Below are 23,056 nucleotides of genomic sequence, written 5' to 3' on the forward strand. Positions count from 1 at the left end.
AGCTAATTTAGGTAAGATAAATGAACGTAGTTCAAGGTAATATCGAATCGAAAAACGCAAAAATTGCGATTGTAGTTTCACGTTTCAACAGCTTTGTTGTTGAGAGTTTGCTTGATGGTGCGGTAGACACTCTAAAGCGTTTTGGTCAGGTTGCAGATGATAATATCACTGTAATTAAAGTCCCAGGCGCTGTTGAACTGCCACTTGCTGCCCGTCGTGTTGCGGCAAGCGGAAAATTTGACGGCATAATCTCACTTGGTGCGGTTATCCGTGGTGGTACACCTCATTTTGATCTGGTTGCAGGCGAATGTAATAAAGGGTTAGCTCAAGTTGCACTTGAGTATGATATTCCTGTTTCATTCGGCGTTTTGACTACAGATACCATTGAACAAGCTATTGAGCGTTCAGGTACTAAAGCAGGTAACAAAGGCGGCGAAGCTGCTTTGGGTCTGCTAGAGATGGTTAACGTTTTGCAAGCACTTGAAGAACAGCTGTAATTTAGGACAATTTAATGAAGCCTTCAGAGCGCCGAAAGGCACGTCGTTTAGCGGTTCAGGCCATATACTCTTGGCAGCTAAGTGGCAACAATATTGCTGATGTAGAGCATGAGTTTCTAACTGAACAAAATGTTGATGGTGTCGATATAGCTTACTTTCGTGAGTTATTAGGTGGCGTAGCAACAAAGAAAAGCCAATTGGATGAGCTTATCACTCCATTTTTGGTTCGTCCTATGGATGAAGTTGATCCAGTCGAGAAAGCGATTGTACGTCTAGCGGCTTACGAATTGACTTTCCGTAAAGACGTTCCATATAAGGTAGCGATTAACGAAGCTATCGAGCTTGCCAAAGCATTCGGCGCTGAAGATGGACATAAGTTCGTTAACGGTATTCTGGATAAGTTAGTAGCAAGAACTAAATAGTCAAAACGGCATCTTCGGATGCCGTTTTTGTATGGCTAAAAGAGAGTCTTTGTTGCATGCCCACAGCTATACAGGGTAAGCACAGCGAAATAGCCTTAATACCTACAGGCTATTTGGCTCCCTTTTTTTCTTCAGTCCACTTTTAAAATGTGATTGGTATTGTGAAAGAATTTCAGTTAATCGAAAGCTATTTTACTGGGCGCGCCCAGTCTCGAAAAGACGTGGCCGTTGGTATAGGCGATGATTGTGCCATTGTTGAGCCAGCTGTTAATAAGTCTGTAGCGATATCTTGTGACACGCTAGTGGAAAACGTTCACTTTTTCTCTGATATGCCAGCTAATGCATTGGGGTATAAATCGCTAGCGGTTAACTTGTCAGATCTTGCCTCTATGGGGGCTGAACCTGCTTGGATGACGTTGGCGCTAACGCTGCCTGAAGTCGATGAGAATTGGCTTGCTGATTTTAGTACCGGTATGTTTGAAATTGCTGAGTATTACGGTGTCGCGTTAGTGGGGGGGGATACTACTCGCGGGCCTCGCTCAATCACCATTACGATAAATGGCCAAGTACCAGAGCACACTGGTCTGACACGCAGTGGTGCTAAGAACGGTGATTGGATCTATGTTACGGGTACCTTGGGCGATTCAGCATTAGGCTTGGATCTGCTGCGAGGCAAAGCGCAATGTAATGAGGCCGATCGAGAGTACCTTATCAATCGCCATTATCGACCAACTCCAAGGGTACTTGCAGGACAAGCGTTAAGGACTTTGGCATCCAGTGCAATCGATATTTCTGACGGCTTGGTCTCTGATATACAGCATGTACTGAAGGCGTCTAATATCGGTGCTATGGTCAATGTTGATAAACTGCCATTATCCAAAGAGCTAAAAGCGAATGTCTCCGAGGAGATGGCATTGAGCTATGCATTGACTGGCGGTGAAGATTATGAGCTACTCTTTACTGTTTCTGAGGCGCAAAAAGGCGCATTAGAAATCGCATTGGCTGAAACTGGCGTTAAGTTTGCTCAAATTGGCCAAGTCTGCACTGGTGGTAAGCTAAATTTGCTATTAGATAACCAACCATTCGAACCTATTAATCTTGGATTTGAGCACTTTAATTGATGGATTTACTTTCAAAAGATAAGGCGGTGGCTAAGCTTTCCCTTAAGAACCCAATTCACTTTTTGGCATTGGGCTTTGGCTCCGGTTTAGCAGCAAAAGCGCCTGGCACGTTCGGTACCATAGCCGCGATCCCTGTCTTTTTACTTATGGCACCATTAAGCCTACCTTGGTATATAGGGCTTACGTTATTTAGTGTGTTAATTGGCTTTTATATCTGTGATAAAGCCGCTAAAGATATGGGCGTTCATGATCATGGCGCGATTGTGTGGGATGAAATCGCAGGTTTGCTCATTACTATGATTGCAGCCCCAGCTGGGTGGCAATGGTTGTTAGCCGGTTTTGTATTGTTCCGCTTTTTCGATATTTTGAAACCTTGGCCAATTCGTTGGCTCGATGCCAAAGTACATGGTGGTTTCGGTATTATGATCGATGATGTACTGGCTGGTATATTCTCACTTATTTGTCTACAAGTTGCTGCTTACTACTTGATTTAATCGAGTGAAAGGAAAAGGAGCTTATTAGCTCCTTTTTTAATGCTCTAAACTTTCCAATGACACTCAGTCGAATGACACTTAGCTTAGCAGTAGCTCTTTAGCGTTAGCCAAGGTGTTGCTAGTGATGGTATCGCCGCCTAATAAGCGCGCCAGTTCTTCAACGCGTTGCTCTTTATCTAACTGCACCATCGAGGTTTCTGTCTTTCCTGCTTTGCTGCTTTTGTTTACAAACATATGTTGATGACCGTTACCAGCAACTTGTGGTAAATGGGTGACACAAAATACTTGTGTGGACTCACCTAAGCTGCGCAGCATACGGCCAACAACCGCCGCTGTTGGGCCTGAGATCCCAACATCAACTTCATCAAAAATTAGTGTCGGTGTTGCTACTTTTTTAGCTGTTATCACTTGAATACCTAGCCCAATACGAGATAGCTCACCACCAGAGGCAACTTTCGCTATTGGTTGTAACGGCTGTCCGGGGTTAGTGGTGACTAAAAACTCTATTCCATCACAGCCATGTGGGCTAATTACGCTTTCATTAAAGTTGACCGCAATGCTGAACTTACCTTTTGGCATACTGAGTTCATGTATCGATTGGGTGACCTTTTTATCAAGCTCTTTTGCGTAACGATTGCGGCTTTGACTTAGTTTTCTTGCATGGTTTAAATAGGCTTGTTGACTGTTACTGAGTTGATTACGGATCTCACCAAGCTTATCTTCATCTGAGTCTAAGTCATGAAGCTCTGTTAATAGGGCTTGATGATGAACATATAGTTCGGCGGCGTTGACATGATGCTTGCGCGCTAATTGCAGTGCCTTAGATATGCGTAACTCCAACTGCTCAAAGTATTCAGGATCTAATTCTAAGCCATCTAGATAGCGCTCAAGTTCACTACTGGATTCTTGCACTTGGATCAGCGCTTCATTTAACATGACGACGACACTGCCAAGCTCTGCATCATAGCTTTCTAAATCTTGCCCCTGGCTGATAGAGGTATTGAGTAGTGATTCAACGCTGCCTTGATCGTTTTCTTGTAAAATATGTAATTGGCTGCGGCATAACTCTATTAGTGCAGTGCTGTTGGCAAGTTTTTTATGTTCGGCTTCAATGGTCTCAAATTCACCTTCGCTAATGGCAAACTCATTAAGCTCTTCTACCTGGTATTGCAGTAATTGTTTGCGTGCCAACCTTTCGTGTTGAGCAAGCTCTAACTGCTGCAGCTCTTTCTCTATCGTTTTACAGCGATGATAACTGGCAGAGACCGACTCGAGCAGCATTTTATGATTAGCGTAGCTATCGAGCAATGTAAGCTGGTGCTCACTTTTTAGCATTGCATGGTGAGCATGTTGGCCATGGATCCCGATGAGCAGTTGGCCTAGAGATTTTATTTGGGCTAGTGGTACCGGGTTACCATTAATGTATGCACGAGAACGTCCATCACTATTAATCGTGCGCCTTAAGATACACTCATTGTCTAGTTCGAGATCATGGTCCTCTAACCAGCGTTTAGCCAAAGGAATATCAGATAGGGAGAAGCGAGCACTAACCTCAGCTTTTGTGGCACCAGGCCTAATAGTATTGGCATCAGCTCGATTGCCCAAGCATAGACCTAATGCGTCAATCGCAATAGATTTACCTGCGCCAGTTTCACCCGTAATACTGGTCATTCCGGCTTTAAAATCGAGTTCTAAAAAACGCACAATAGCAAAATTGTTAATGCTGAGTTGGCAAAGCATAGTGATGTCCTATCCAAAACACTGTATTGATGAACAGTATATACTGTTTTTCTATACAGTAAACTATTTGTTGTTAAATCAAGCAATGTTTAGCTTGTGATATTTTAAGTTGTTAATTTTATATGGTTTTTGTTGGTTTGTGCTTAAGTTTCATTTAGGTGGTGACTGGATAGTCATTATCGTTAAATACTATTCTAGTCGATGACACAGCACTTAGTAGGCGTTGTGGTAGCGATAATAAATGAACGTTATTTTGTTTTAACCTAATAAGAACGCTTCTAATAAGGGCAGGCTAATAAAAGTGACTAGTGTTCCAAAGAGTATACCTTGAGCGCTAGTTATCACTTGAGTCTGGTAACGCTGCGCGAGTAAGTAAACACTTGCTGCAGTTGGCAGGGCTGCAAGCATCACGCCCATCGAAATTAACAGTGGTTCCACTTGTAAGCTCTTCATCAGCAAGTAGGTAATAAAAGGCTGTATGAATAGCTTTATCATGTTTATTGAGCTGATATCACTCAACTGTTGATAATTTATAAGCTGCTTTGATGTTTGGTATTGTCCAGATTTTGCTAATACCATACCAATGGCAAATAGTGCGCAGGGACTAGATGTCATGCCGAGTTGCTTAATAATAAGCGCTAGACTATCCGGTAAGGTCACTGTCATTGCAGATAGGCTTATCCCGATAAAGCTGCCGACAACGATAGGGTTTCTAATTAAGGCGAGAGAAATGACTTTTATTGCTGAAGTTTGATTGTTACTGCCTAAGACTTCTAAAGACACCAAAGCAACGGCGAAAATTAACACTGATAATAAGCTGGCAATCGCGGCCGCTGCCAACGCAAGCTGATTACCAGGAAACAGTATTGCCATGAGTGGCATACCGATAAAAGCAGTATTTCCAAAGGTGGCATTAAGCGCTCGCATGGTTGCGACGGTTCTTTGGGTTGGGTTTACAAGCAATGACACGGAAAATGTTATGAGGTAGCTAATTAGCATCGCAGCGCTAAAGCCTGCAATATATCCCCAGTGGAGGATGTCGTTGATAGGGGTTTGCGCAAGCGTGATAAGCATGATGGCCGGGAACGCAATATAGTAAACATATTGGTTTAATACTTGGTCGGTCTCAAATGGTAATAACTTTGTTTTCTGTACCAAAGTTCCAATTAACATAATGCCAAATACGGCGAGGAGCGGCGTCAATACTGCTGGCATGCTTTCTCTTCACTTGGGGATAATATGCGCTAATCACGCTTAACATTGAGCTGGAACACTAACATAGTTGCTCTTTGGTGTACTATTGACCTTAGGTCGTAGCCGCTCGTCACTTTTTGTTTTAAACGCAAAGGTTTTATCGATGAATAGTAATTTTGGATTAGAACTACAGCTGATCTACCAATTTATTCACTTAGTTAATGCAGGAAGCTTTTCTCAAGCAGCAAAAGAGCTTGAGATGCCAATTGCAACGGTGAGTCGTAAACTGACAAAGTTGGAAACATTGCTCGATAAACAACTTTTAATGCGTAACACGCGTAAGCTACGCTTGACCGAGGAGGGGATAGCACTATTCCAGCAGTATCAGGCTATCGTGTCTCAGTTTGATAGCATTCGTGGCGCAGCGGTTGATAGGCCTGAAGGCACCCTTCGGATTGCAGCGCCGGTGTCAATTATCTCGATGATATTCATTCATGTTATTAATGAGTTCTGCGAAAAGTATCCAGATATCCAGCTGCATATTGTGCAAAACAATAACGTGATTGACTTGATTGATGAAGGTGTTGATGTTGCCATCGTTGGCGGTACCCAGCCGGACTCCTCTTGGATCTCAAGCTCTCTTGGGGTGCTTAATTACGGTTTGTTTGCATCGCCAGGTTATGTTGCCAGCGCCGCTCCTTTTACACATCCTAGCGAGCTAGATAACCATGCTTTGATAAAGGTGTGGCCGCTTTTTAACTGGACACTCAAGCATCCATCTGGAGAGAACTTTTATTATGATGGACCGGCTAAGTTAACATTAAGTGAGCTAAATGGTGCCGTCAGAGCGGCTGTTGATAATGGTGGAATACTGTATGGCCCTGCACTTTTTGTAAAAAATGAGCTCAACTCTGGTCAGTTACAGAGCTTGTTGCCTGAGTGGATTGGTGAAAAAAGGCGAATTTCGATCTTATATCACCAGCGTAGTCATCAGCCGCTAAAGGTAAAGCTGTTTATCGAGTTTATGCATTCGAAAGCGGAGCAGTTGTTCTCGATGGAAAGTAAGTAGCCTGATTTAGAATAACAGTGAGCAATAAAAAAGCCGTTCAGTGAACGGCTTTTTAGTATTGTCTTTTGTTTAAGCTTCTGTGTGGCTAATGCCGATATTTGAAATGCCGACGGCGACAATTTCTCGGCGTAACTCTTTGACAAAATCAGCTTTAAGATGAGGGTTTTCTTCAATGGCTTGTAGAAGAACAGCTTGCATCTCTTTTTCTTCAACCATCACTTCATGGTTGAATATATAGTCATCTAATTCAGACTCTTTACCAAACTCTTGCTCACAGGTCGCTTCAATATAGTTGGCAACAGTGGCTGATGAAAGCTTACTGATATTAGTAATATCTTCCTCTACTTTACTCTCTAATGCGCTAAGTAAAGAGGTCAACGCGACTGCAGCATCCATAGCAGGGTAGACGCCATATACGTCAAAATCAGCGGGCTCAGGAGTATTCTCTTCAATACGTTCCATTTGTAGCTCAATGTTTAGCTTAAGCTTATTGTCATACATAGACTGCCAAAGTAGATTCAATAGTGTATCGAGTACTTTGGGGTTGCCAAATTCACACACTTCAGAAAAAAGCTGATAATTGGGCAGCATACGTTGGCAGAGTGCAATAGCAAAAAGTTTCTTTTGTGCTAGCGTTAGCCCTTTAAGGCGTTGAAAAAAGCCCGTCTTATTTGTCATCTTTTACATCCACTGATAGCTGGGTGATCACCTGATTAGCCGCTGATTCTACCTTAGTTAACTCATCAAGTAACTCAAGGATTTCAGGTTCAACGTCTTCAACAGCAATGCCTTTCTTTAATCCTGACTCAATCTCTTGGCAAAGCTGTTGTGTCGTCGGTACGCCACAATAACAACTTGCACCGTGCAACTTGTGTATACAGGTCAACATGCCTTGTTGATCGAAGCTTGCCAGTGCACTATTTATATGTTCAACAGCTTCTGGTAGCGACTTGAGCAACATTTTGAGCATATCCAGCGCTAAATCCGGTTTATTATTCGCTTGGGTTAAGCATAGTTCCCAATTGAGAGTACGCTGGTCAAAGTGAGTAAACTTAGGTCTGTTTTTCCATTTATGAATAACATCTTTAAGCGCCGTTTCATCAATCGGTTTAGGCAGGTAACCGTCCATTCCGCTAGATGATATACGTTCGCGTTCTTCGGCAATGGCATGTGCGGTGACCGCAATGATTGGTGTATTGCGGTTAGCCGAGTTTTGTCTTATCTGTTTAGTGGCGCTAATGCCATCGGTACCCGGCATCTGTATATCCATAAAGATGAGGTCAAAGCTGCGCTGCTTTGCTAGCTGTACGGCGGCATCACCGTTGTCAGCGATATGAACTTGAGTTACTAGCTCATTGAGTAGGGTGTCAATTAACTTCAAATTGGCAGGGTTATCATCAACTGCCAGTACTGTTAAGTTCTCTTTTGCCTCGGGAATAGCAATGGGCATAGGCAGTGGCAAAGCTTCAGCTTCTAGCGTTGATTGCGGATCAATTAAGCTACTCGACAGCCTTTTTTCACCAATAGGCATCGTAAGCTGCTTATCGATATAAGGGCGAAGTTGTGAGAATATCTCTTCGCTTTCGACACAATTGGTGATCAACATTAAATAGTTGATCTTAGGCTTAGTGACCTTGAGTAATTCCGCTGCGTTACCTGAAGCCGCTAAGCCTTTACAGCTAAACAGGCCATAATCGAATAAGTGACTTGACTGAGTGACAATAAACTCTAATTGCTTGCTGGTGGCAGCTTTGGTGACTCTTAATCCCCAACGTACAAGCATTCGTTCTATAGCGTGATGTGATAACGGATTTGGTTCGAATAACAGAATACTTTTATTTTTCAGCGTGCCTATGGGTAAAGTATCGCTAATAGGGTATTGGCTTAAATTTAACGGTAAAGAGAACCAGAAGGTCGAGCCTTGCTGCGGCTCTGAGTTGCAGCCAATTTGGCCGCCCATTCGATTTACTAAGCGCTTGGTGATCACAAGTCCTAAACCTGTTCCACCAAAGCGCCGTGAGATGGAAGAGTCAGCTTGACCAAAAGCCTGGAACAAAGACGCGAGTTTTTCCTCATCGATACCAATGCCTGTATCGATAATCTCAGTGCGGACATGTACTTTTCCATCTGCTATCTCTTCTAGCTGCATTTTTAGCTGTACACTGCCACTGTCGGTAAACTTAACGGCATTGCCAACTAAGTTAGTGATAATTTGGCTAAAACGCATAGCATCGCCAGTGACATCCTCTGGAATGCGCGGGTCCACATCTATCACTAGATCGATCTCTTTTTCTCTGGCACTACTCGAGAGCATTGTCACCGTTTCTTCGATGATCTCCCGCAGTGAGAATGGCATATTTTCTAATACCATTTTACCGGCTTCGAGTTTAGAGAAGTCTAAGATATCGTTAATGATGCTCAAAAGGTTGGTCGCACTGCGCTCGATCGTACGAATGTAGTCTTGCTGGCTAGAGTGTAGTGGCGTTTTCAATAGCTGTTTAGCAAAACCTATCACTCCATTAAGCGGGGTACGTAACTCATGCGACATATTGGCAAGGAATTCAGATTTAATCCTGCTGGCTTCTAGCGCACGTTTCTTTGCCATATCAAGCTCGACGTTTTGAATTTCAATTTGCTCTAATGTCTCGCGCAGATCTGATGTGGCTTGGTCAATATTTTGTTGCATCTCGTCGTGATATTCTGACAAAGAACCCGCCATGGCGTTAATACCACGCTTGAGCAGATCCAGTTCACCAATCAAATTGCCTGTTAGCCGAGTATCGAGTTTGCCTTCTCGAATTTTGGCGACAACTCGTACCATCTCCGTAATAGGTTGGGTAACGTTTTTAACCAGACGAAAAGTAAAGAATAGATTTAGTTGAACCCCGATTAACACAATAATAAATGCCGCAACTGCAGCGCGGTGCTGCTCAAGCAGTGCGTTCTCTTTATTTATCAATATAGATATGTAGCCCAATTTTATGACTTCAGGCTCAATGCGCTGGTTGTTCTCATCAAAGGTATCGATAGGCTTGATGGCGCTATTGTTAAAAATAGGGCTGCGTAAAATCATACTATCGCCAACTTGTTCAAGCTCGGTTCTTAGCATCGAGCTTAATGGCTTGTCATATCGCATGACTTCATGATTTTTGTAATGGTGCGAGGTGACCACAACGCGGTTATTGACGTCAAAAATGGCAATGAATTGTACTAAAGAGGCTTTATTGAGCTGAGCGGCAGTGATTAATCGCTTGGTGGTTTCAAAATCTTTACTGTCTAAACCAACCTCTGCAGCAATCGCCAGCGGTTCGATAATATTACTCGCTTGATCGATGAGCGTTTCTTCAAGTTCATAGAATCTATTTATGGTAAAATAGCTGCCCAATAAAATACCCACTAAAATAGTTGGAGCTAACGCCAATACCAGAACCCATGAACGTAGGCTGTATTTGGTCATATTGTTGGCTTCATTCATGAGATGATTGCGTTACCGATAAATATAGTGTGAGTATTCGATAGACTGCCAGTAACAGCCTGTGTTGGCCAGTTTTTTTATCTATTTAGAGAGTAAAATGGCACAATTTTTTAAAGCAAAACCAAATAGATCTAAACAATTATCGTCAAAGTTATCTTTGAATGTTACTCAGTTAGATCACCTTGGCGCAGGTATCGCTCACCATCAAGGCAAGATTGTTTTTATCAATGGTGCATTGCCAGGCGAAACCGTGCAGGTACAACTGACTGAGCAGAAGAAGAAGTTTTCTAGAGCTAAGCTATTAAAAGTCGAAACTGCGTCGAGTGAACGTGTTGCCCCCTTATGTGTTCATTATGAAAAGTGTGGTGGCTGTGATCTCCAGCACCTTAATGTAGAATCACAGCGAGCACATAAAGCGAAAGCATTACAGGAGCTAGTGGCTAAATTTGCCCAAACAACGGCAAGCCAAGTTTGTGAAACCTTAAGCGATTCGCCGTGGCATTACCGCAGACGTGCACGTTTAGCGACCTGGTTTGATAAAAAAACCAAGCATATTAGTTTAGGTTTCCGCGCGAACAGTAGTAGTGACGTGGTTGAGATCCAATCTTGTATTGTATTAGCGAAACCACTGTCGGCTTTGATCCCTGAATTGGCTTTTTTACTCAATCAATTGAGTGGTAAAAATGCGCTCGGCCATGTTGAACTCACGCTGGCTGATAACGGTATTTTTGTCGTGCTACGCGTTACTAAAGCGTTATCGGATAAAGATCGCCAACGTTTAGCCGAGTTTGGTGAAAGCCACACGCTTAATATGCTGCTACAAAATGACGATGGCAATACTGAGCATTTAAGTGGCCATGGTCAGCAGCCTTTTTATGGTTTTAATGATAGTGATGCTGAGCTTAAATTTTCAGCGGGTAACTTTATTCAGGTTAATGCCTCAGTTAATCAAGCAATGGTTAAACAAGCGGTGGACTGGTTAGCCCCGCAAGCAGATGAGCGAGTGCTAGACCTGTTCTGTGGGATCGGAAATTTTAGTTTGCCATTAGCTAAAGATGGCGCTGAAGTTATAGGTGTTGAAGGTGTGCCTGCCATGGTTGAGCAGGCAACGATTAATGCCAAAGGTGCAGCGCTAGATAAAGTCTCTTTTTACCATGCAGATTTAAGTGCTGATTTGTCACAACAACCATGGTTAGGAAAAGTCGATAAGATGCTAATCGATCCTGCAAGAGCTGGTGCCTATGAGAGCATGTTGTCACTTAAAAAATTAAAGCCGCAAGCATTGGTTTATGTCTCGTGTAACCCCGCTAGTTTAGCCCGCGATAGCGAAGTGATTTTAAAACAAGGTTACACACTGAAAAAAATTGCCATGGTGGATATGTTTCCGCAAACACACCATTTGGAATCGATGGCCCTATTCGAGCTTGGTAAATGACACTTTTAGTTACGATAGTCAGCGTTTGTTCATTGACAACAAACGCTGAATGCTGAAGATAGAGAGTCTTAATTTTAAAAGGATAAGATTAACCGTTATAAGTTAATCAGCCTTAGGATTTTAAAGGAATAACAGATAATGGTATCAGTTCGTGAAGCACATTTTAGCGACCCTGACTTTCAACTCGAAGAGTGGGTGAAACGTTATATAAGTGATTCCAACGAAGCCAACACTCTTTTGGAGTTGATTGAGCAGGTGGAGCTTTTAGTTGGTCAAGACAAAGAGACCAAAACACCTGTGCTCGAACGTGCCCGAGAGATGATAGAGATCCTTGCCCCGCTCAATATGGATATTGAAACCCTACAAGCGGCCATTCTGTTTGTTGTTTTTGATGCAGACCTGATCTCTGAAGAGGAGATCAAAGAACGTTTTGGTGCCAAATTAGAGATTCTAGTTTCTAGTGTCCAAACCATGAATGCCATTGGCGCATTGAAGGTAGATAATCAAACTCGCAACGGCGAACCACAAATCGACAATATCCGTAAAATGCTATTGGCGATGGTTGAAGATGTACGCGCCGTGGTGATTAAACTCGCTGAGCGTATTTGCCTGCTGCGTGAGATAAAAAATGCCGATGAAGAGGTCAAAGTACTCATCGCTCGAGAGATTGCCGATGTTTATGCTCCGCTAGCAAACCGCCTAGGTATTGGACAGTTAAAATGGGAGCTTGAAGATATCTCTTTTCGCTACCTGCATCCACAAACCTATAAAGATATCGCTAAGCAGCTAGATGGCAAGCGTATTGACAGAGAAACCTTTATCGATGACTTTGTCAGCCAACTGCAAGCGCGTTTAGATAAAGACCAAATTCGCGCCAAAGTTTATGGCCGACCAAAACATATCTACAGTATCTGGAAAAAGATGAACGGTAAGCAGCTCAAATTTGATGAACTGTTTGATGTTCGAGCGGTGAGAATCGTCACCGATAGACTGCAAGATTGTTATGGTGCGTTAGGCGTAGTGCATACACTTTGGCATCACATCCCCCGTGAGTTTGATGACTATGTGGCCAACCCTAAACCCAATGGTTACCAATCTATTCACACTATTGTTGTGGGGCCTGAAGGTAAGACTGTAGAAATTCAAATCCGCACCGAACAGATGCATGAAGATGCAGAGCTCGGTGTTGCTGCGCACTGGAAATATAAAGAGGGCAGTGCTAGCGGTAAACAAAGCGGGTATGAAGAGAAAATAAATTGGTTGCGTAAGATTTTACAGTGGCAAGAAGACGTTGCTGAAAGCGGCAATTTAGTTGATGAAGTGCGCAGCCAAGTATTTGAAGACAGAGTTTATGTCTTTACCCCAAGTGGTGAAGTTGTCGACTTGCCTCTTGGTTCAACCGTGTTAGATTTTGCCTACTATATTCACTCTCACGTTGGCCATAAGTGCATCGGCGCAAAGGTTGACGGCCGTATTGTACAATTTACTTATCAAGTTGAAACCGGCCAGCGGATTGAGATTATTACTTCTAAGAATCCTAACCCGAAAAGAGACTGGCTGAATCCTAATTTGGGATACATCAAAACATCTCGTGCGCGCTCTAAAATCCAGCACTGGTTTAAGCAGCAAGACAGAGATAAGAACATCGTCGCTGGACGTGAGATGTTAGAAACAGAGCTCGCGCGCACCAATTTAAAAATTAAAGATGCTCAATCAGCAGTTGAACGCTTCAATATGGTGAGTATGGATGATCTACTTGCTGGTATTGGCGGCGGTGATGTTCGTCTTAACCAAGTGGTTAACCATGTGCAAAGCAAGCTGCGCACTAACGAGCTATCTGACGAAGAAGTGCTCGAAGACCTTGTCAAAAAGAGTCAAAGCAAGCCGACTAGAAAAGGTAAAGGTCAGGTAGAGGTTGACGGTGTGGGGAACCTTATGAGCCACATTGCTAAGTGTTGCCAGCCTGTACCAGGTGATGAAATCTTTGGTTTCATTACTAAAGGCCGAGGGATCTCTGTACACCGCGCCGATTGTGATCAGGTTAAAGAGCTTATTCGTGCTCATCCTGAACGTTCTGTTGAAGTGGTTTGGGGGGAGAACTACTCAGGTGGTTACAAGATCCGCATTCGAGTCTTTGCTAGTGACCGTTCTGGACTGCTTAGAGATCTTACCTCTGTGCTGGCAGCGGAAAAGTCTAACGTTTTATCGATGAGCTCAAGCTCCGATGTGAAAACGCAAACGGCGACTATCGAATTAGAACTTGAACTGTACAATCTTGACGGTTTATCTCGAGTAATTGCCAAGCTGTCTCAGGTTGACGGCGTCAGTGAAGCACGAAGAGTTTAATATACCTATCTAACTTGAGTTAGATAGGTATTAGCTTTAAGAGAGTAGAAAAAGAATGACACAGCAAATAGGAAACATGCAGCCTTTGCTCACTATTATGCAAAAGCTGCGCGATCCGGAATCTGGTTGCGCATGGGATAAAGCGCAAACCTTTCAAACAATCGTGCCGTTTACATTGGAAGAAGCCTACGAAGTGGCGGATACTATTGAGCGTTTAGCACTTGATGAGCTGCCTGATGAGTTAGGCGATTTGCTATTTCAAGTGGTGTTTTATTGCCAGCTTGGCAAAGAGCAGGGCATGTTTGATTTTGATACTGTCGTTAGCCGTATTTGCGATAAATTGACCCGCCGACATCCTCATGTATTTGCCGATTTGCAAAAGACCAGCAGCGAGCAGATTAAACACAACTGGGAAAAAATTAAGGAATCTGAGCGTGCAGAGCGAGAACAACACTCCGTGCTGGACGACATTCCCTTGAGCTTACCGTCGCTATCTCGTTCGATAAAGATTCAAAAAAGAGTGGCTCGTGTAGGGTTTGATTGGCCAGATTTGCCTCCCGTGGTTGCGAAAATCCATGAAGAGATAGATGAAGTTCTCTTTGAGGTGCAGCAGGAAAAAGTTGTCCAAAGCAAAGTTGAGGATGAAATGGGCGACTTATTGTTTGCTGTTGTGAACCTTGCAAGGCATTTAGGTGTCGAGCCAGAAAAAGCCTTAAGGCAAGCAAATCAAAAGTTTGAAAGACGCTTTCGTGGTGTAGAAGAGTGCGTCACGCAAGATGGCAGAGCGTTTGAGACACATACATTAGCTGAACTTGATACATACTGGGATAGGGTTAAACAGAGCGAGAAGAGTAAATAAACTGAATTTTAGGTTAATTCTAGTTTGTCGAATCGGTGATGCTTTGGTATAATATTGCCCCGTCCTAGTGCTTTCTTACAAGCACATATTTCCAACTCATTTTCTCAGGTTCAGCATGACTACAAGGTATATCTTCGTTACTGGTGGCGTGGTTTCATCACTAGGTAAAGGCATTGCAGCAGCTTCTTTGGCTGCAATATTAGAGGCTCGCGGCCTCAACGTAACCATTATGAAGCTGGATCCATATATTAACGTCGATCCAGGTACCATGAGTCCAACACAGCACGGTGAAGTGTTTGTGACAGAAGACGGCGCTGAAACTGATCTAGATTTAGGTCATTATGAGCGTTTTATTCGTACCAAGATGAATCGCCGTAATAACTTTACCACTGGCCGAATTTACGAAGAAGTATTGCGTAAAGAGCGTCGTGGCGACTATTTGGGCGCAACCATTCAGGTTATCCCACATATTACTAATGCGATTAAAGAAAAGGTACTTGCTGGTGGTGAAGGTCACGATGTTGCTATCGTTGAGATTGGCGGCACGGTAGGTGACATTGAATCACTACCTTTCCTTGAGTCTATTCGTCAGCTTGGCGTTGAGCTAGGTCGTGAAAGAACACTGTTTATGCATCTAACCTTAGTGCCGTTCTTAGGCGCTGCAGGTGAAGTTAAAACTAAGCCGACTCAGCATTCAGTTAAAGAGCTCCGTTCAATCGGTATTGCTCCTGATGTATTGGTTTGCCGTGGTGACCGAGCGATTCCTGCTAATGAAAAGGCGAAAATCTCGCTATTCTGTAATGTAGAAGAGCGCGCGGTTATCTCACTTAAAGATGTTGATAGCATCTATAAGATCCCTGCTTTACTTAAAGCTCAAGGTCTTGATCAACTTGTAACTAAGCGTTTTGGTATTGATTGCCAGGAAGCTGATCTGCACGAGTGGGAAAATGTTATCTACCAAGAAGCCAACCCAACGGGCGAAATTACCATTGGTATGGTGGGTAAGTACATTGAGCTGCCAGATGCATACAAATCAGTTAATGAAGCATTAAAACATGCCGGTTTGTTTAACCGCGTTTCAGTTAACATTAAGTATATTGACTCACAAAACGTTGAAGCCAAAGGCGAAGAAGTTCTTGCTGGACTTGACGGTATCTTGGTTCCAGGTGGGTTTGGCGAGCGCGGTGTTGAAGGTAAGATCATGGCGGCAAAGTATGCCCGTGAGAATAACCTTCCTTACTTTGGTATCTGTTTGGGTATGCAAGTTGCACTGATTGAGTTCGCGCGTAATGTTGCTGGTCTAGAAGGCGCACATTCAACTGAATTTAATAAAGAGTCACCGCATCCAGTCGTTGGTTTGATCACTGAATGGATCAACGAAGAAGGTCAAGTTGAAGAACGTCATGAAGAGTCTGATTTAGGCGGTACAATGCGCCTTGGTGCTCAGCTTTGTCATCTTGAAGAAGGCACCAAAGCCGCAGCAGCCTACAAAGGTATTAGCTGTGTTGAACGTCATCGTCATCGTTATGAAGTGAACAACAACTATAAAGATCGTCTTGAAAAAGCAGGTTTAATTTTTAGTGGTCTATCTTCAGACCGCCAGTTAGTTGAAATGATTGAGCTACCGAACCACCCTTGGTTTGTAGCCGGTCAATTCCACCCTGAATTCACATCGACACCTCGTGATGGGCAACCATTGTTTGAAGGTTTTGTTGCTGCAGCCGCCGCGTATCAGAAACGCGATTTAGGCTAAACCAAAATATTGACCGCTCCCATTTTATGGGAGCGGTTTTTTTGTTTTTGGTGATGTGGATTTAGGCATAAAGAAATTCGTTTTACTTTTAACTTTAAATTTATCTTTCAAACTTAAATCGAGGGCATTATGGCTAAGATTATTAACATTATCGGTCGCGAAATCATGGATTCTCGCGGTAACCCAACTGTTGAAGCTGAAGTTCATTTAGAAGGCGGATTCATGGGTATGGCTGCTGCACCATCTGGTGCATCAACTGGTTCACGTGAAGCACTAGAACTACGTGATGGTGACAAAGCACGTTACTTAGGCAAAGGCGTATTGAAGGCTGTTGAAGCTGTCAATGGTACTATTGCTGACGCTCTGATAGGCAAAGATGCAACTGCGCAAGCTGAACTTGATCAAATCATGATCGATTTAGACGGCACAGAAAACAAAGCTAAGTTTGGCGCTAACGCTATCCTAGCTGTTTCTCTTGCGGCAGCTAAAGCGGCAGCAGCGTTTAAAGGTGTACCTTTATACGCACATATTGCTGATCTAAACGGTACTCCAGGTGTTTACTCTATGCCGTTACCTATGATGAACATCATTAATGGTGGCGAGCATGCAGATAACTCTGTAGACATCCAAGAATTCATGGTTCAACCTGTTGGCGCTGCTAACTTCCGTGAAGGTCTACGTATGGGGGCAGAAGTCTTCCATAGCCTTGCTAAAGTACTTAAAGCTGGTGGTCACTCAACAGCTGTTGGTGATGAAGGTGGTTTCGCTCCAAACCTTGAGTCTAACGAAGCTGCACTTGCTGCAATCGAAACAGCTGTTGCAAACGCTGGTTACGAATTAGGTAAAGACATCACTCTAGCAATGGATTGTGCTGCATCTGAGTTTTACGACAAAGAAGCAAACATTTACGATCTTAAAGGTGAAGGCAAAAAATTCACTTCTGAAGAGTTCAACTTCTTCTTACAAGATCTTACTAATAAATACCCAATCGTTTCTATCGAAGATGGCCTTGACGAGTCTGACTGGGACGGTTTCGCACACCAAACTAAACTAATGGGTGATAAAATCCAATTAGTTGGTGACGATCTATTCGTAACAAACACTAAGATTCTTAAGCGTGGTATCGACAACGGTATTGCTAACTCAATCTTAATCAAGTTTAACCAAATCGGTTCGTTAACTGAAACTTTAGCTGCAATCAAAATGGCTAAAGACGCTGGTTTCACAGTTGTTATCTCTCACCGTTCTGGTGAAACTGAAGATGCAACTATTGCTGATCTAGCTGTTGGTACTGCTGCAGGCCAAATCAAAACGGGTTCTTTAAGCCGTAGTGACCGTGTTGCTAAGTACAACCAGTTGCTTCGTATCGAAGAGCAACTTGGTGAAAAAGCTCCTTATAAAGGGCTTAAAGAGGTTAAAGGTCAAGCATAATCAAATGATTTGCTGATTTAACTAAAAAAGGCCACCACTCGGTGGCCTTTTTTGTTGTACTATCTGTTTACTATTCTCAAATTCTTATCATTAGTATAATGAAACGCCTTCTTTTTGCCCTTATAGTGTTACTTGCCATGCTTCAATATCGCCTATGGTTAGGAGATAAGAGCCTTGCTGACTCTATTCATCTGCAAGAACAGATCAAGCTACAGCAAGAAAGTAATGCGCAGCTTGTGGCAAGAAACCAGGTCTTAAGAGAGGAGATTAATGATCTTCGTAGTGGAACTGAAGCGCTTGAAGAGCGGGCTCGCAACGAATTAGGTATGGTCAAAGAGGGGGAAACCTTCTTTCGAGTTGTTGGTGGCGATCGGCTAACCAAACAGAATAATTAATACATTTTTACCTGCTAGCGGGATCCTCTAATGAGTCAACCAACCAATCAAATTATCGCTGTCGTGCCAGCGGCGGGGATCGGTAGTCGAATGGGCGCCGAAGTGCCTAAACAATATCTAGCACTCAATGAGCAAACTATACTTGGTCATACTTTGGATTGCTTATTGAATCATCCTCAAATTGCACAGGTTATCGTTGCGCTAAACCCTGAAGACAAACATTTTTGTCTGTTGCCACAAGCGCAGCATAAGAAACTGCAGACAGTCACTGGCGGCAATGAGCGCGCAGATTCAGTTTTAGCAGCGCTGCAACAGGCTGATGAGGAGAGCTGGGTGTTAGTCCATGATGCAGCGCGTCCTTGTTTAAGTCATTTAGATATTGATAAATTAATTGCATCAACAAAGGCCTTTCCACAGGGAGCAATACTTGGCGCTCCGGTGCGAGATACAATGAAACGTACTGGAGAGCATGGAGAGATCTGCAATACTGTTTGTCGTGATAATTTATGGCATGCATTAACCCCCCAGTATTTTCAAGCAAAGCAGCTTAAACTTAACCTTCAAGCGGCACTCGCTGCGGGGGCTAAAATCACCGATGAAGCTTCAGCAATGGAGTGGGCGGGGGTCATGCCCGGTATCGTTAGCGGTCGTGCAGATAATATTAAAGTTACCCACCCCGATGATTTGCAATTAGCTTCACTGTTTCTTAAAAACTTAGGCCGCTAGGCTGACTACTAACGATTAGCTTAAATATAAGCTTTACCGTTACGAGGAATTGAAATGAAAATTAGAATCGGCCATGGCTTTGATGTGCATAAATTTGGCGGTGAACCGCCATTGATTTTAGGCGGCGTGACAGTACCCTATGAAATGGGTCTTATTGCACATTCAGATGGTGATGTCGTGCTACATGCTATCTCTGATGCCATATTAGGTGCTATGGCGTTGGGGGATATCGGCAAGCATTTTCCTGATACTGATGTTGAATTTAAAGGGGCTGATAGCCGAGTGTTATTAAAGCATTGCTATCAATTGGCATTAGATAGGGGCTTTAGTTTGTCCAATCTCGACGTGACGGTTATTGCTCAGGCGCCGAAAATGGCGCCGCATATCGAAGCGATTAGATTGGTTTTAGCCGCAGATCTACAATCAGATATTGATGATATTAATGTTAAAGCAACTACCACCGAAAAACTCGGGTTTACCGGTAGAAAAGAGGGTATTGCAGTTGAAGCTGTGGTACTGATGACCAAGATTTAAAGAGAACTAGATTGAGATGAGCGAACTTCACTACTTATACGGCAAGCCTAACGCTAAAGCTGATTTACGTACCCAGAATAGCGACTTCTTGGTGCAGGAGATCTTACCGTTTGCGCCAACAGGCGAAGGTGAGCATCATCTGCTACATATTCGAAAAGATGGTTTGAACACCGTTGAGGTCGCTAAAATGCTTTCAAGTTTTGCCCATGTGCACCCGAAAGAAGTGACTTATGCCGGGCAAAAAGACAAGAATGCGGTAACGGAGCAGTGGTTTGGTGTGCGAATTCCAGGCAAAGAAACGCCGGATTGGCAAAAAATGAATAGTGATAAACTCACGCTTTTGTCTGCATCTCGCCATGGAAAGAAATTGCGGATTGGCGCGTTAGCGGGAAATCGTTTCACCTTAGTGCTTAGGAATGTATCAGAGGTTGAAGATGTGATCGCTCGTCTAGAAAAAATCGCGCAAGTTGGTGTGCCGAATTACTTTGGCGAGCAACGCTTTGGCCATGATGGAAAGAATATTATTTTCGGTCGACAGATGTTTACTGGCCGTAAAGTAAAAGATAGAAAAAAGCGCAGTATGTATTTATCTGCAGTGCGCTCTAACTTGTTTAACTTAGCTAGCTCAGCAAGATTAGCGGCTCATGGAGCAGCAACACTTGCGGGAGATTGTGTGATGCTTGCGGGCAGTAAGAGTTACTTTACCGCTGAGCATTGGGATGAAACATTAGTAGAGCGCTTAAACAATAAGGACATTCAGCTATCGGCACCTTTATGGGGCCGTGGAGAGCCTTTGGTGCAATCCGATGCGGCAGAGCTTGAATCCGCAGCGTTAGCTGAATATTCAGTTGATAGAGATGGATTGGAGCAAGCGGGTCTCAATCAAGAGCGCCGGACTTTGCTACTTGAGCCTCAACATTTGCAGTATCAAGTTGAAGATAATACTATTACTCTTAAATTTGCTTTACCATCAGGCTCTTATGCTACATCGGTATTACGCGAACTGGTTGACTACCAAGATGTACAGGAGGTCGCAAGAAAAGCGATGCTAGCAGCTCAACAGGATAACGTTTCAATCTAATGAAAATTTTAATTAGTAACGATGACGGCGTAAATGCAGCAGGCATTGCTGCATTAACCAACTCCTTAACCTTGATAGCGGAAACTTTAACGGTGGGCCCAGACAGAAACTGCTCAGGTGCCAGTAACTCTTTGACCTTGACGAATCCATTGCGGCTGAATAAGTTAGACAATGGTTATATATCAGTGAGTGGCACGCCTACTGATTGTGTCCACCTAGCGATAAGAGAGCTGTATCAAGATGAACCGGATATGGTGGTGTCAGGTATTAATGCTGGCGCTAATATGGGAGATGATACTCTCTATTCTGGAACCGTTGCCGCTGCAATGGAAGGGCGCTTTTTAGGCTTTCCTGCAATTGCAATTTCGTTAGTGGGAACTGAGCTAAAACACTATGATACAGCAGCACATTTTGCATTGAAGATAGTTCAGGGCCTAAAGAAGAGTCCGATTGCACAAGACAAAATCTTAAATGTAAATGTGCCTGATCTGCCTATTGAGGATGTTAAAGGTATTAAGATCACCCGACTTGGTGCCAGACATCGCGCTGAAGGGATGGTTAGAACACAAGATCCTGCGGGTAAAGAGATCTTCTGGTTAGGTCCGCCAGGGGACAAGCAAGATGCGAGCGAAGGCACTGATTTTTATGCCGTAGAGCATGGCTATGTTTCTATTACACCATTGACGGTTGACTTAACCGCTTTTGAGCAGCTACCTGAAATGACGACTTGGCTTGAGTCGCTAATTTAATCACAACAATTAGCCTTGCTAATATTTGGTATAGGTGCTGCAACTTAATGACTTATTTAAATTGGAACTGTTATTTATGGATCGGCTCGCGTCAACATCGGCTTTAAATCTAGCAAGAAGTTTGTATGAAGCTGGTATTCGTGACGAACCGGTCTTAAAAGCGGTAGCCAATACGCCCAGAGAGCGGTTCTTGGATGCAGCTTTGGGGCATAAAGCTTACGAGAATACTGCATTGCCTATTGGGCAAGGGCAGACAATATCGCAGCCCTACATTGTTGCGCGGATGACTGAAATTCTACTGCAGTGTCAACCTCAAAAAGTGTTAGAAATTGGTACGGGTTCCGGTTACCAAGCGGCAATATTAGCGCAACTGGTTCCCCAACTTTGTACTGTAGAGCGTATAAAGAGCTTACAAATACAAGCTAGGCAACGCTTAAAGAAGTTAGATTTACACAACATAGCTTTTAAATACGGCGATGGCTGGCAGGGCTGGCCCAGTAAAGGGCCCTATGACGCAATTATGGTGACTGCTGCAGCGGCAAGTGTACCGAATGCATTAATAGAGCAGTTAACAGACGGTGGAGTATTGGTTATTCCTGTAGGAGAGACTTCACAACAACTACTTAAAGTCACTCGCAAAGGCAATCAGTATGTCTCAGAGGCTATAGAAATCGTTCGGTTTGTACCGTTAATCAATGGCGAGCTTGCTTAGTCATTTTAAATTAGCGCAATATTTTAGTTATCGTCGCAGACTAGCGATTTGGGGTGGCCTGTTTATATGAAGTTTTTACCACACTTCACTATCGTTTTTATTTTGTTGTTAGCCGGCTGTAGTTTTCAGGCTGACCGTCCCGCGCCTGTAGAATCACTTAATTACCCTAGCAAACCTTCCCACGATAAAGGCTCTATTACCGCTAGCCGCTATAAGGTGAAACAGGGAGATACACTTTACTCTATCTCTTGGGGAGCAAATAAAGATTTTGCTCACGTAGCAAAGATAAATAATCTTGCAAAGCCTTACACCATCTACCCTGGACAGGTGTTGAGTCTAAACTCTAAAAAATCTGTTACAAATAGCAATACTGCCAAAAAACCGTCGAAACAGACATCTAAACAGGCGGTCAATACAATAAATTCTATTGTTAAACAACCAGTTGTGTCATCTGCGGTATCTCAAGAGACCGCTAAATCTGCGTCAAAAAAACAGCTTGATCATGTGGCAAAGCCTGCGTATTCTGTTACAGACAGTCAACAAGCTGTTAACCGAGTTATCCACAGGCAAGAGTCAACACTGCCGAAAAAGGTAAGTCGTTGGTCCTGGCCAGTGAAAGGTAAGGTGATTGGTACTTTCTCAGCCAAAGAGCAGGGAAATAAAGGAATAAAGATCGCGGGTAATCGTGGTGAGGCAATTAAAGCTGCTGCTAGTGGTAGAGTGGTTTATGCAGGAAGTGCACTACGAGGATATGGTAATTTGGTTATTATAAAACATAGCGACGATTACCTCAGTGCTTACGCACATGCTGATAAGATCTTAGTAAAAGAAAAGCAAGCTGTTAATGCTGGACAGGCAGTTGCTAAAATGGGTAGTACAGGCACGAATCGGGTCATGTTACATTTTGAGATCCGTTATCATGGGAAGTCAGTAAACCCACTTAAATATTTGCCTAAGCAATAATTGATTAGGCTGCCAATTTGGCAAATCGGAGGATAGTGAAGTGCAGTAATTAAATTGAAA

At 43.3% G+C, this 23,056-nt stretch carries 21 protein-coding genes; 17 read left to right on the plus strand and 4 right to left on the minus strand.

All coding sequences use genetic code 11. The annotated features are described in order from the left end of the window. The first annotated feature begins 20 nt into the window (after nt 1-20). The 4 genes from ribH to L2730_RS07465 all read left to right on the plus strand — a co-directional run bounded on the left by ribH (nt 21) and on the right by L2730_RS07465 (nt 2,534). Nucleotides 21-497 carry a 6,7-dimethyl-8-ribityllumazine synthase gene (gene ribH, locus L2730_RS07450; RefSeq protein ID WP_020911507.1) on the plus strand — a complete coding sequence of 159 codons (477 nt, stop codon included), beginning with the start codon at nt 21-23 and terminating at the stop codon, nt 495-497. A 14-nt stretch (nt 498-511) separates the two neighbouring features. After that, nucleotides 512-919 (plus strand): transcription antitermination factor NusB, encoded by a 408-nt coding sequence (gene nusB, locus L2730_RS07455; RefSeq protein ID WP_020911508.1) that lies wholly within the window; start codon nt 512-514, stop codon nt 917-919. Between the two features lie 161 nt (nt 920-1,080). Further along, nucleotides 1,081-2,040: a thiamine-phosphate kinase gene (gene thiL / locus L2730_RS07460; RefSeq protein WP_248974023.1), complete on the plus strand. Its 960-nt coding sequence runs from the start codon at nt 1,081-1,083 to the stop codon at nt 2,038-2,040. Next, nucleotides 2,040-2,534, plus strand: a complete 495-nt coding sequence (locus tag L2730_RS07465; protein ID WP_220738933.1) for a phosphatidylglycerophosphatase A — start codon at nt 2,040-2,042, stop codon at nt 2,532-2,534. The genes thiL and L2730_RS07465 overlap by 1 nt, the downstream gene beginning before the upstream one ends. 78 nt (nt 2,535-2,612) lie before the next feature. Here the strand turns inward: L2730_RS07465 and recN are convergent, their stop codons facing one another. Then, nucleotides 2,613-4,274, minus strand: a complete 1,662-nt coding sequence (recN, locus tag L2730_RS07470) for a DNA repair protein RecN (protein WP_248974024.1) — start codon at nt 4,272-4,274, stop codon at nt 2,613-2,615. 258 nt (nt 4,275-4,532) lie between these two features. Beyond that, nucleotides 4,533-5,489 (minus strand): AEC family transporter, encoded by a 957-nt coding sequence (locus L2730_RS07475; RefSeq protein WP_248974025.1) that lies wholly within the window; start codon nt 5,487-5,489, stop codon nt 4,533-4,535. Between the two features lie 142 nt (nt 5,490-5,631). On the opposite strand from L2730_RS07475, the gene L2730_RS07480 reads away from it, so the two are divergent. After that, complete coding sequence (locus L2730_RS07480; protein ID WP_248974026.1) at nt 5,632-6,537, plus strand: LysR family transcriptional regulator; 906 nt, start codon at nt 5,632-5,634, stop codon at nt 6,535-6,537. A gap of 69 nt (nt 6,538-6,606) precedes the next feature. Here the strand turns inward: L2730_RS07480 and L2730_RS07485 are convergent, their stop codons facing one another. Beyond that, nucleotides 6,607-7,215 carry a YjaG family protein gene (locus L2730_RS07485; protein WP_248974027.1) on the minus strand — a complete coding sequence of 203 codons (609 nt, stop codon included), beginning with the start codon at nt 7,213-7,215 and terminating at the stop codon, nt 6,607-6,609. Next, nucleotides 7,205-10,012: a two-component sensor histidine kinase BarA gene (gene barA, locus L2730_RS07490; RefSeq protein WP_248974028.1), complete on the minus strand. Its 2,808-nt coding sequence runs from the start codon at nt 10,010-10,012 to the stop codon at nt 7,205-7,207. Before barA ends, L2730_RS07485 begins: the two co-directional genes overlap by 11 nt. Before the next feature lie 97 nt (nt 10,013-10,109). Between barA and rlmD the strand changes: the two genes are divergently transcribed. From rlmD to L2730_RS07550, 12 genes are all read left to right on the plus strand, one after another. Then, entirely contained in the window at nt 10,110-11,447 is a 1,338-nt protein-coding gene (rlmD, locus tag L2730_RS07495; protein ID WP_248974029.1) for a 23S rRNA (uracil(1939)-C(5))-methyltransferase RlmD, read from the plus strand. A 138-nt stretch (nt 11,448-11,585) separates the two neighbouring features. Continuing rightward, nucleotides 11,586-13,793: a GTP diphosphokinase gene (relA, locus tag L2730_RS07500; protein ID WP_248974030.1), complete on the plus strand. Its 2,208-nt coding sequence runs from the start codon at nt 11,586-11,588 to the stop codon at nt 13,791-13,793. Between the two features lie 55 nt (nt 13,794-13,848). Then, nucleotides 13,849-14,652, plus strand: coding sequence for a nucleoside triphosphate pyrophosphohydrolase (mazG, locus tag L2730_RS07505; protein WP_248974031.1), 804 nt, complete (start codon nt 13,849-13,851; stop codon nt 14,650-14,652). A gap of 115 nt (nt 14,653-14,767) precedes the next feature. Further along, the gene (gene pyrG, locus L2730_RS07510) at nt 14,768-16,405 is read left to right on the plus strand and encodes a CTP synthase (protein WP_248974032.1); all 1,638 of its coding nucleotides are present in this window, start codon (nt 14,768-14,770) and stop codon (nt 16,403-16,405) included. Between the two features lie 129 nt (nt 16,406-16,534). After that, on the plus strand, nt 16,535-17,836 hold the full coding sequence (gene eno, locus L2730_RS07515; RefSeq protein WP_248974033.1) for a phosphopyruvate hydratase: 1,302 nt from the start codon (nt 16,535-16,537) through the stop codon (nt 17,834-17,836). Between the two features lie 98 nt (nt 17,837-17,934). Further along, nucleotides 17,935-18,231: a cell division protein FtsB gene (gene ftsB / locus L2730_RS07520; protein WP_044555715.1), complete on the plus strand. Its 297-nt coding sequence runs from the start codon at nt 17,935-17,937 to the stop codon at nt 18,229-18,231. Between the two features lie 30 nt (nt 18,232-18,261). Then, a complete protein-coding gene (gene ispD / locus L2730_RS07525) occupies nt 18,262-18,957 on the plus strand; it encodes a 2-C-methyl-D-erythritol 4-phosphate cytidylyltransferase (RefSeq protein WP_248974034.1) in 696 nt (231 codons plus the stop codon). A gap of 54 nt (nt 18,958-19,011) precedes the next feature. Then, a complete protein-coding gene (ispF, locus tag L2730_RS07530; protein ID WP_248974035.1) occupies nt 19,012-19,491 on the plus strand; it encodes a 2-C-methyl-D-erythritol 2,4-cyclodiphosphate synthase in 480 nt (159 codons plus the stop codon). A 16-nt stretch (nt 19,492-19,507) separates the two neighbouring features. Continuing rightward, entirely contained in the window at nt 19,508-20,572 is a 1,065-nt protein-coding gene (gene truD / locus L2730_RS07535) for a tRNA pseudouridine(13) synthase TruD (protein ID WP_248974036.1), read from the plus strand. Next, nucleotides 20,572-21,321: a 5'/3'-nucleotidase SurE gene (gene surE, locus L2730_RS07540; RefSeq protein WP_248974037.1), complete on the plus strand. Its 750-nt coding sequence runs from the start codon at nt 20,572-20,574 to the stop codon at nt 21,319-21,321. The genes truD and surE overlap by 1 nt, the downstream gene beginning before the upstream one ends. A 76-nt stretch (nt 21,322-21,397) precedes the next feature. Next, a complete protein-coding gene (locus tag L2730_RS07545; RefSeq protein WP_248974038.1) occupies nt 21,398-22,033 on the plus strand; it encodes a protein-L-isoaspartate(D-aspartate) O-methyltransferase in 636 nt (211 codons plus the stop codon). 66 nt (nt 22,034-22,099) lie between these two features. Then, nucleotides 22,100-22,996, plus strand: a complete 897-nt coding sequence (locus L2730_RS07550; protein ID WP_248974039.1) for a peptidoglycan DD-metalloendopeptidase family protein — start codon at nt 22,100-22,102, stop codon at nt 22,994-22,996. Nucleotides 22,997-23,056: the final 60 nt, after the last annotated feature.

Origin of the sequence: Shewanella kaireitica (assembly GCF_023284045.1) — a bacterium.
GTDB classification, from domain to species: Bacteria; Pseudomonadota; Gammaproteobacteria; order Enterobacterales; family Shewanellaceae; genus Shewanella; species Shewanella kaireitica.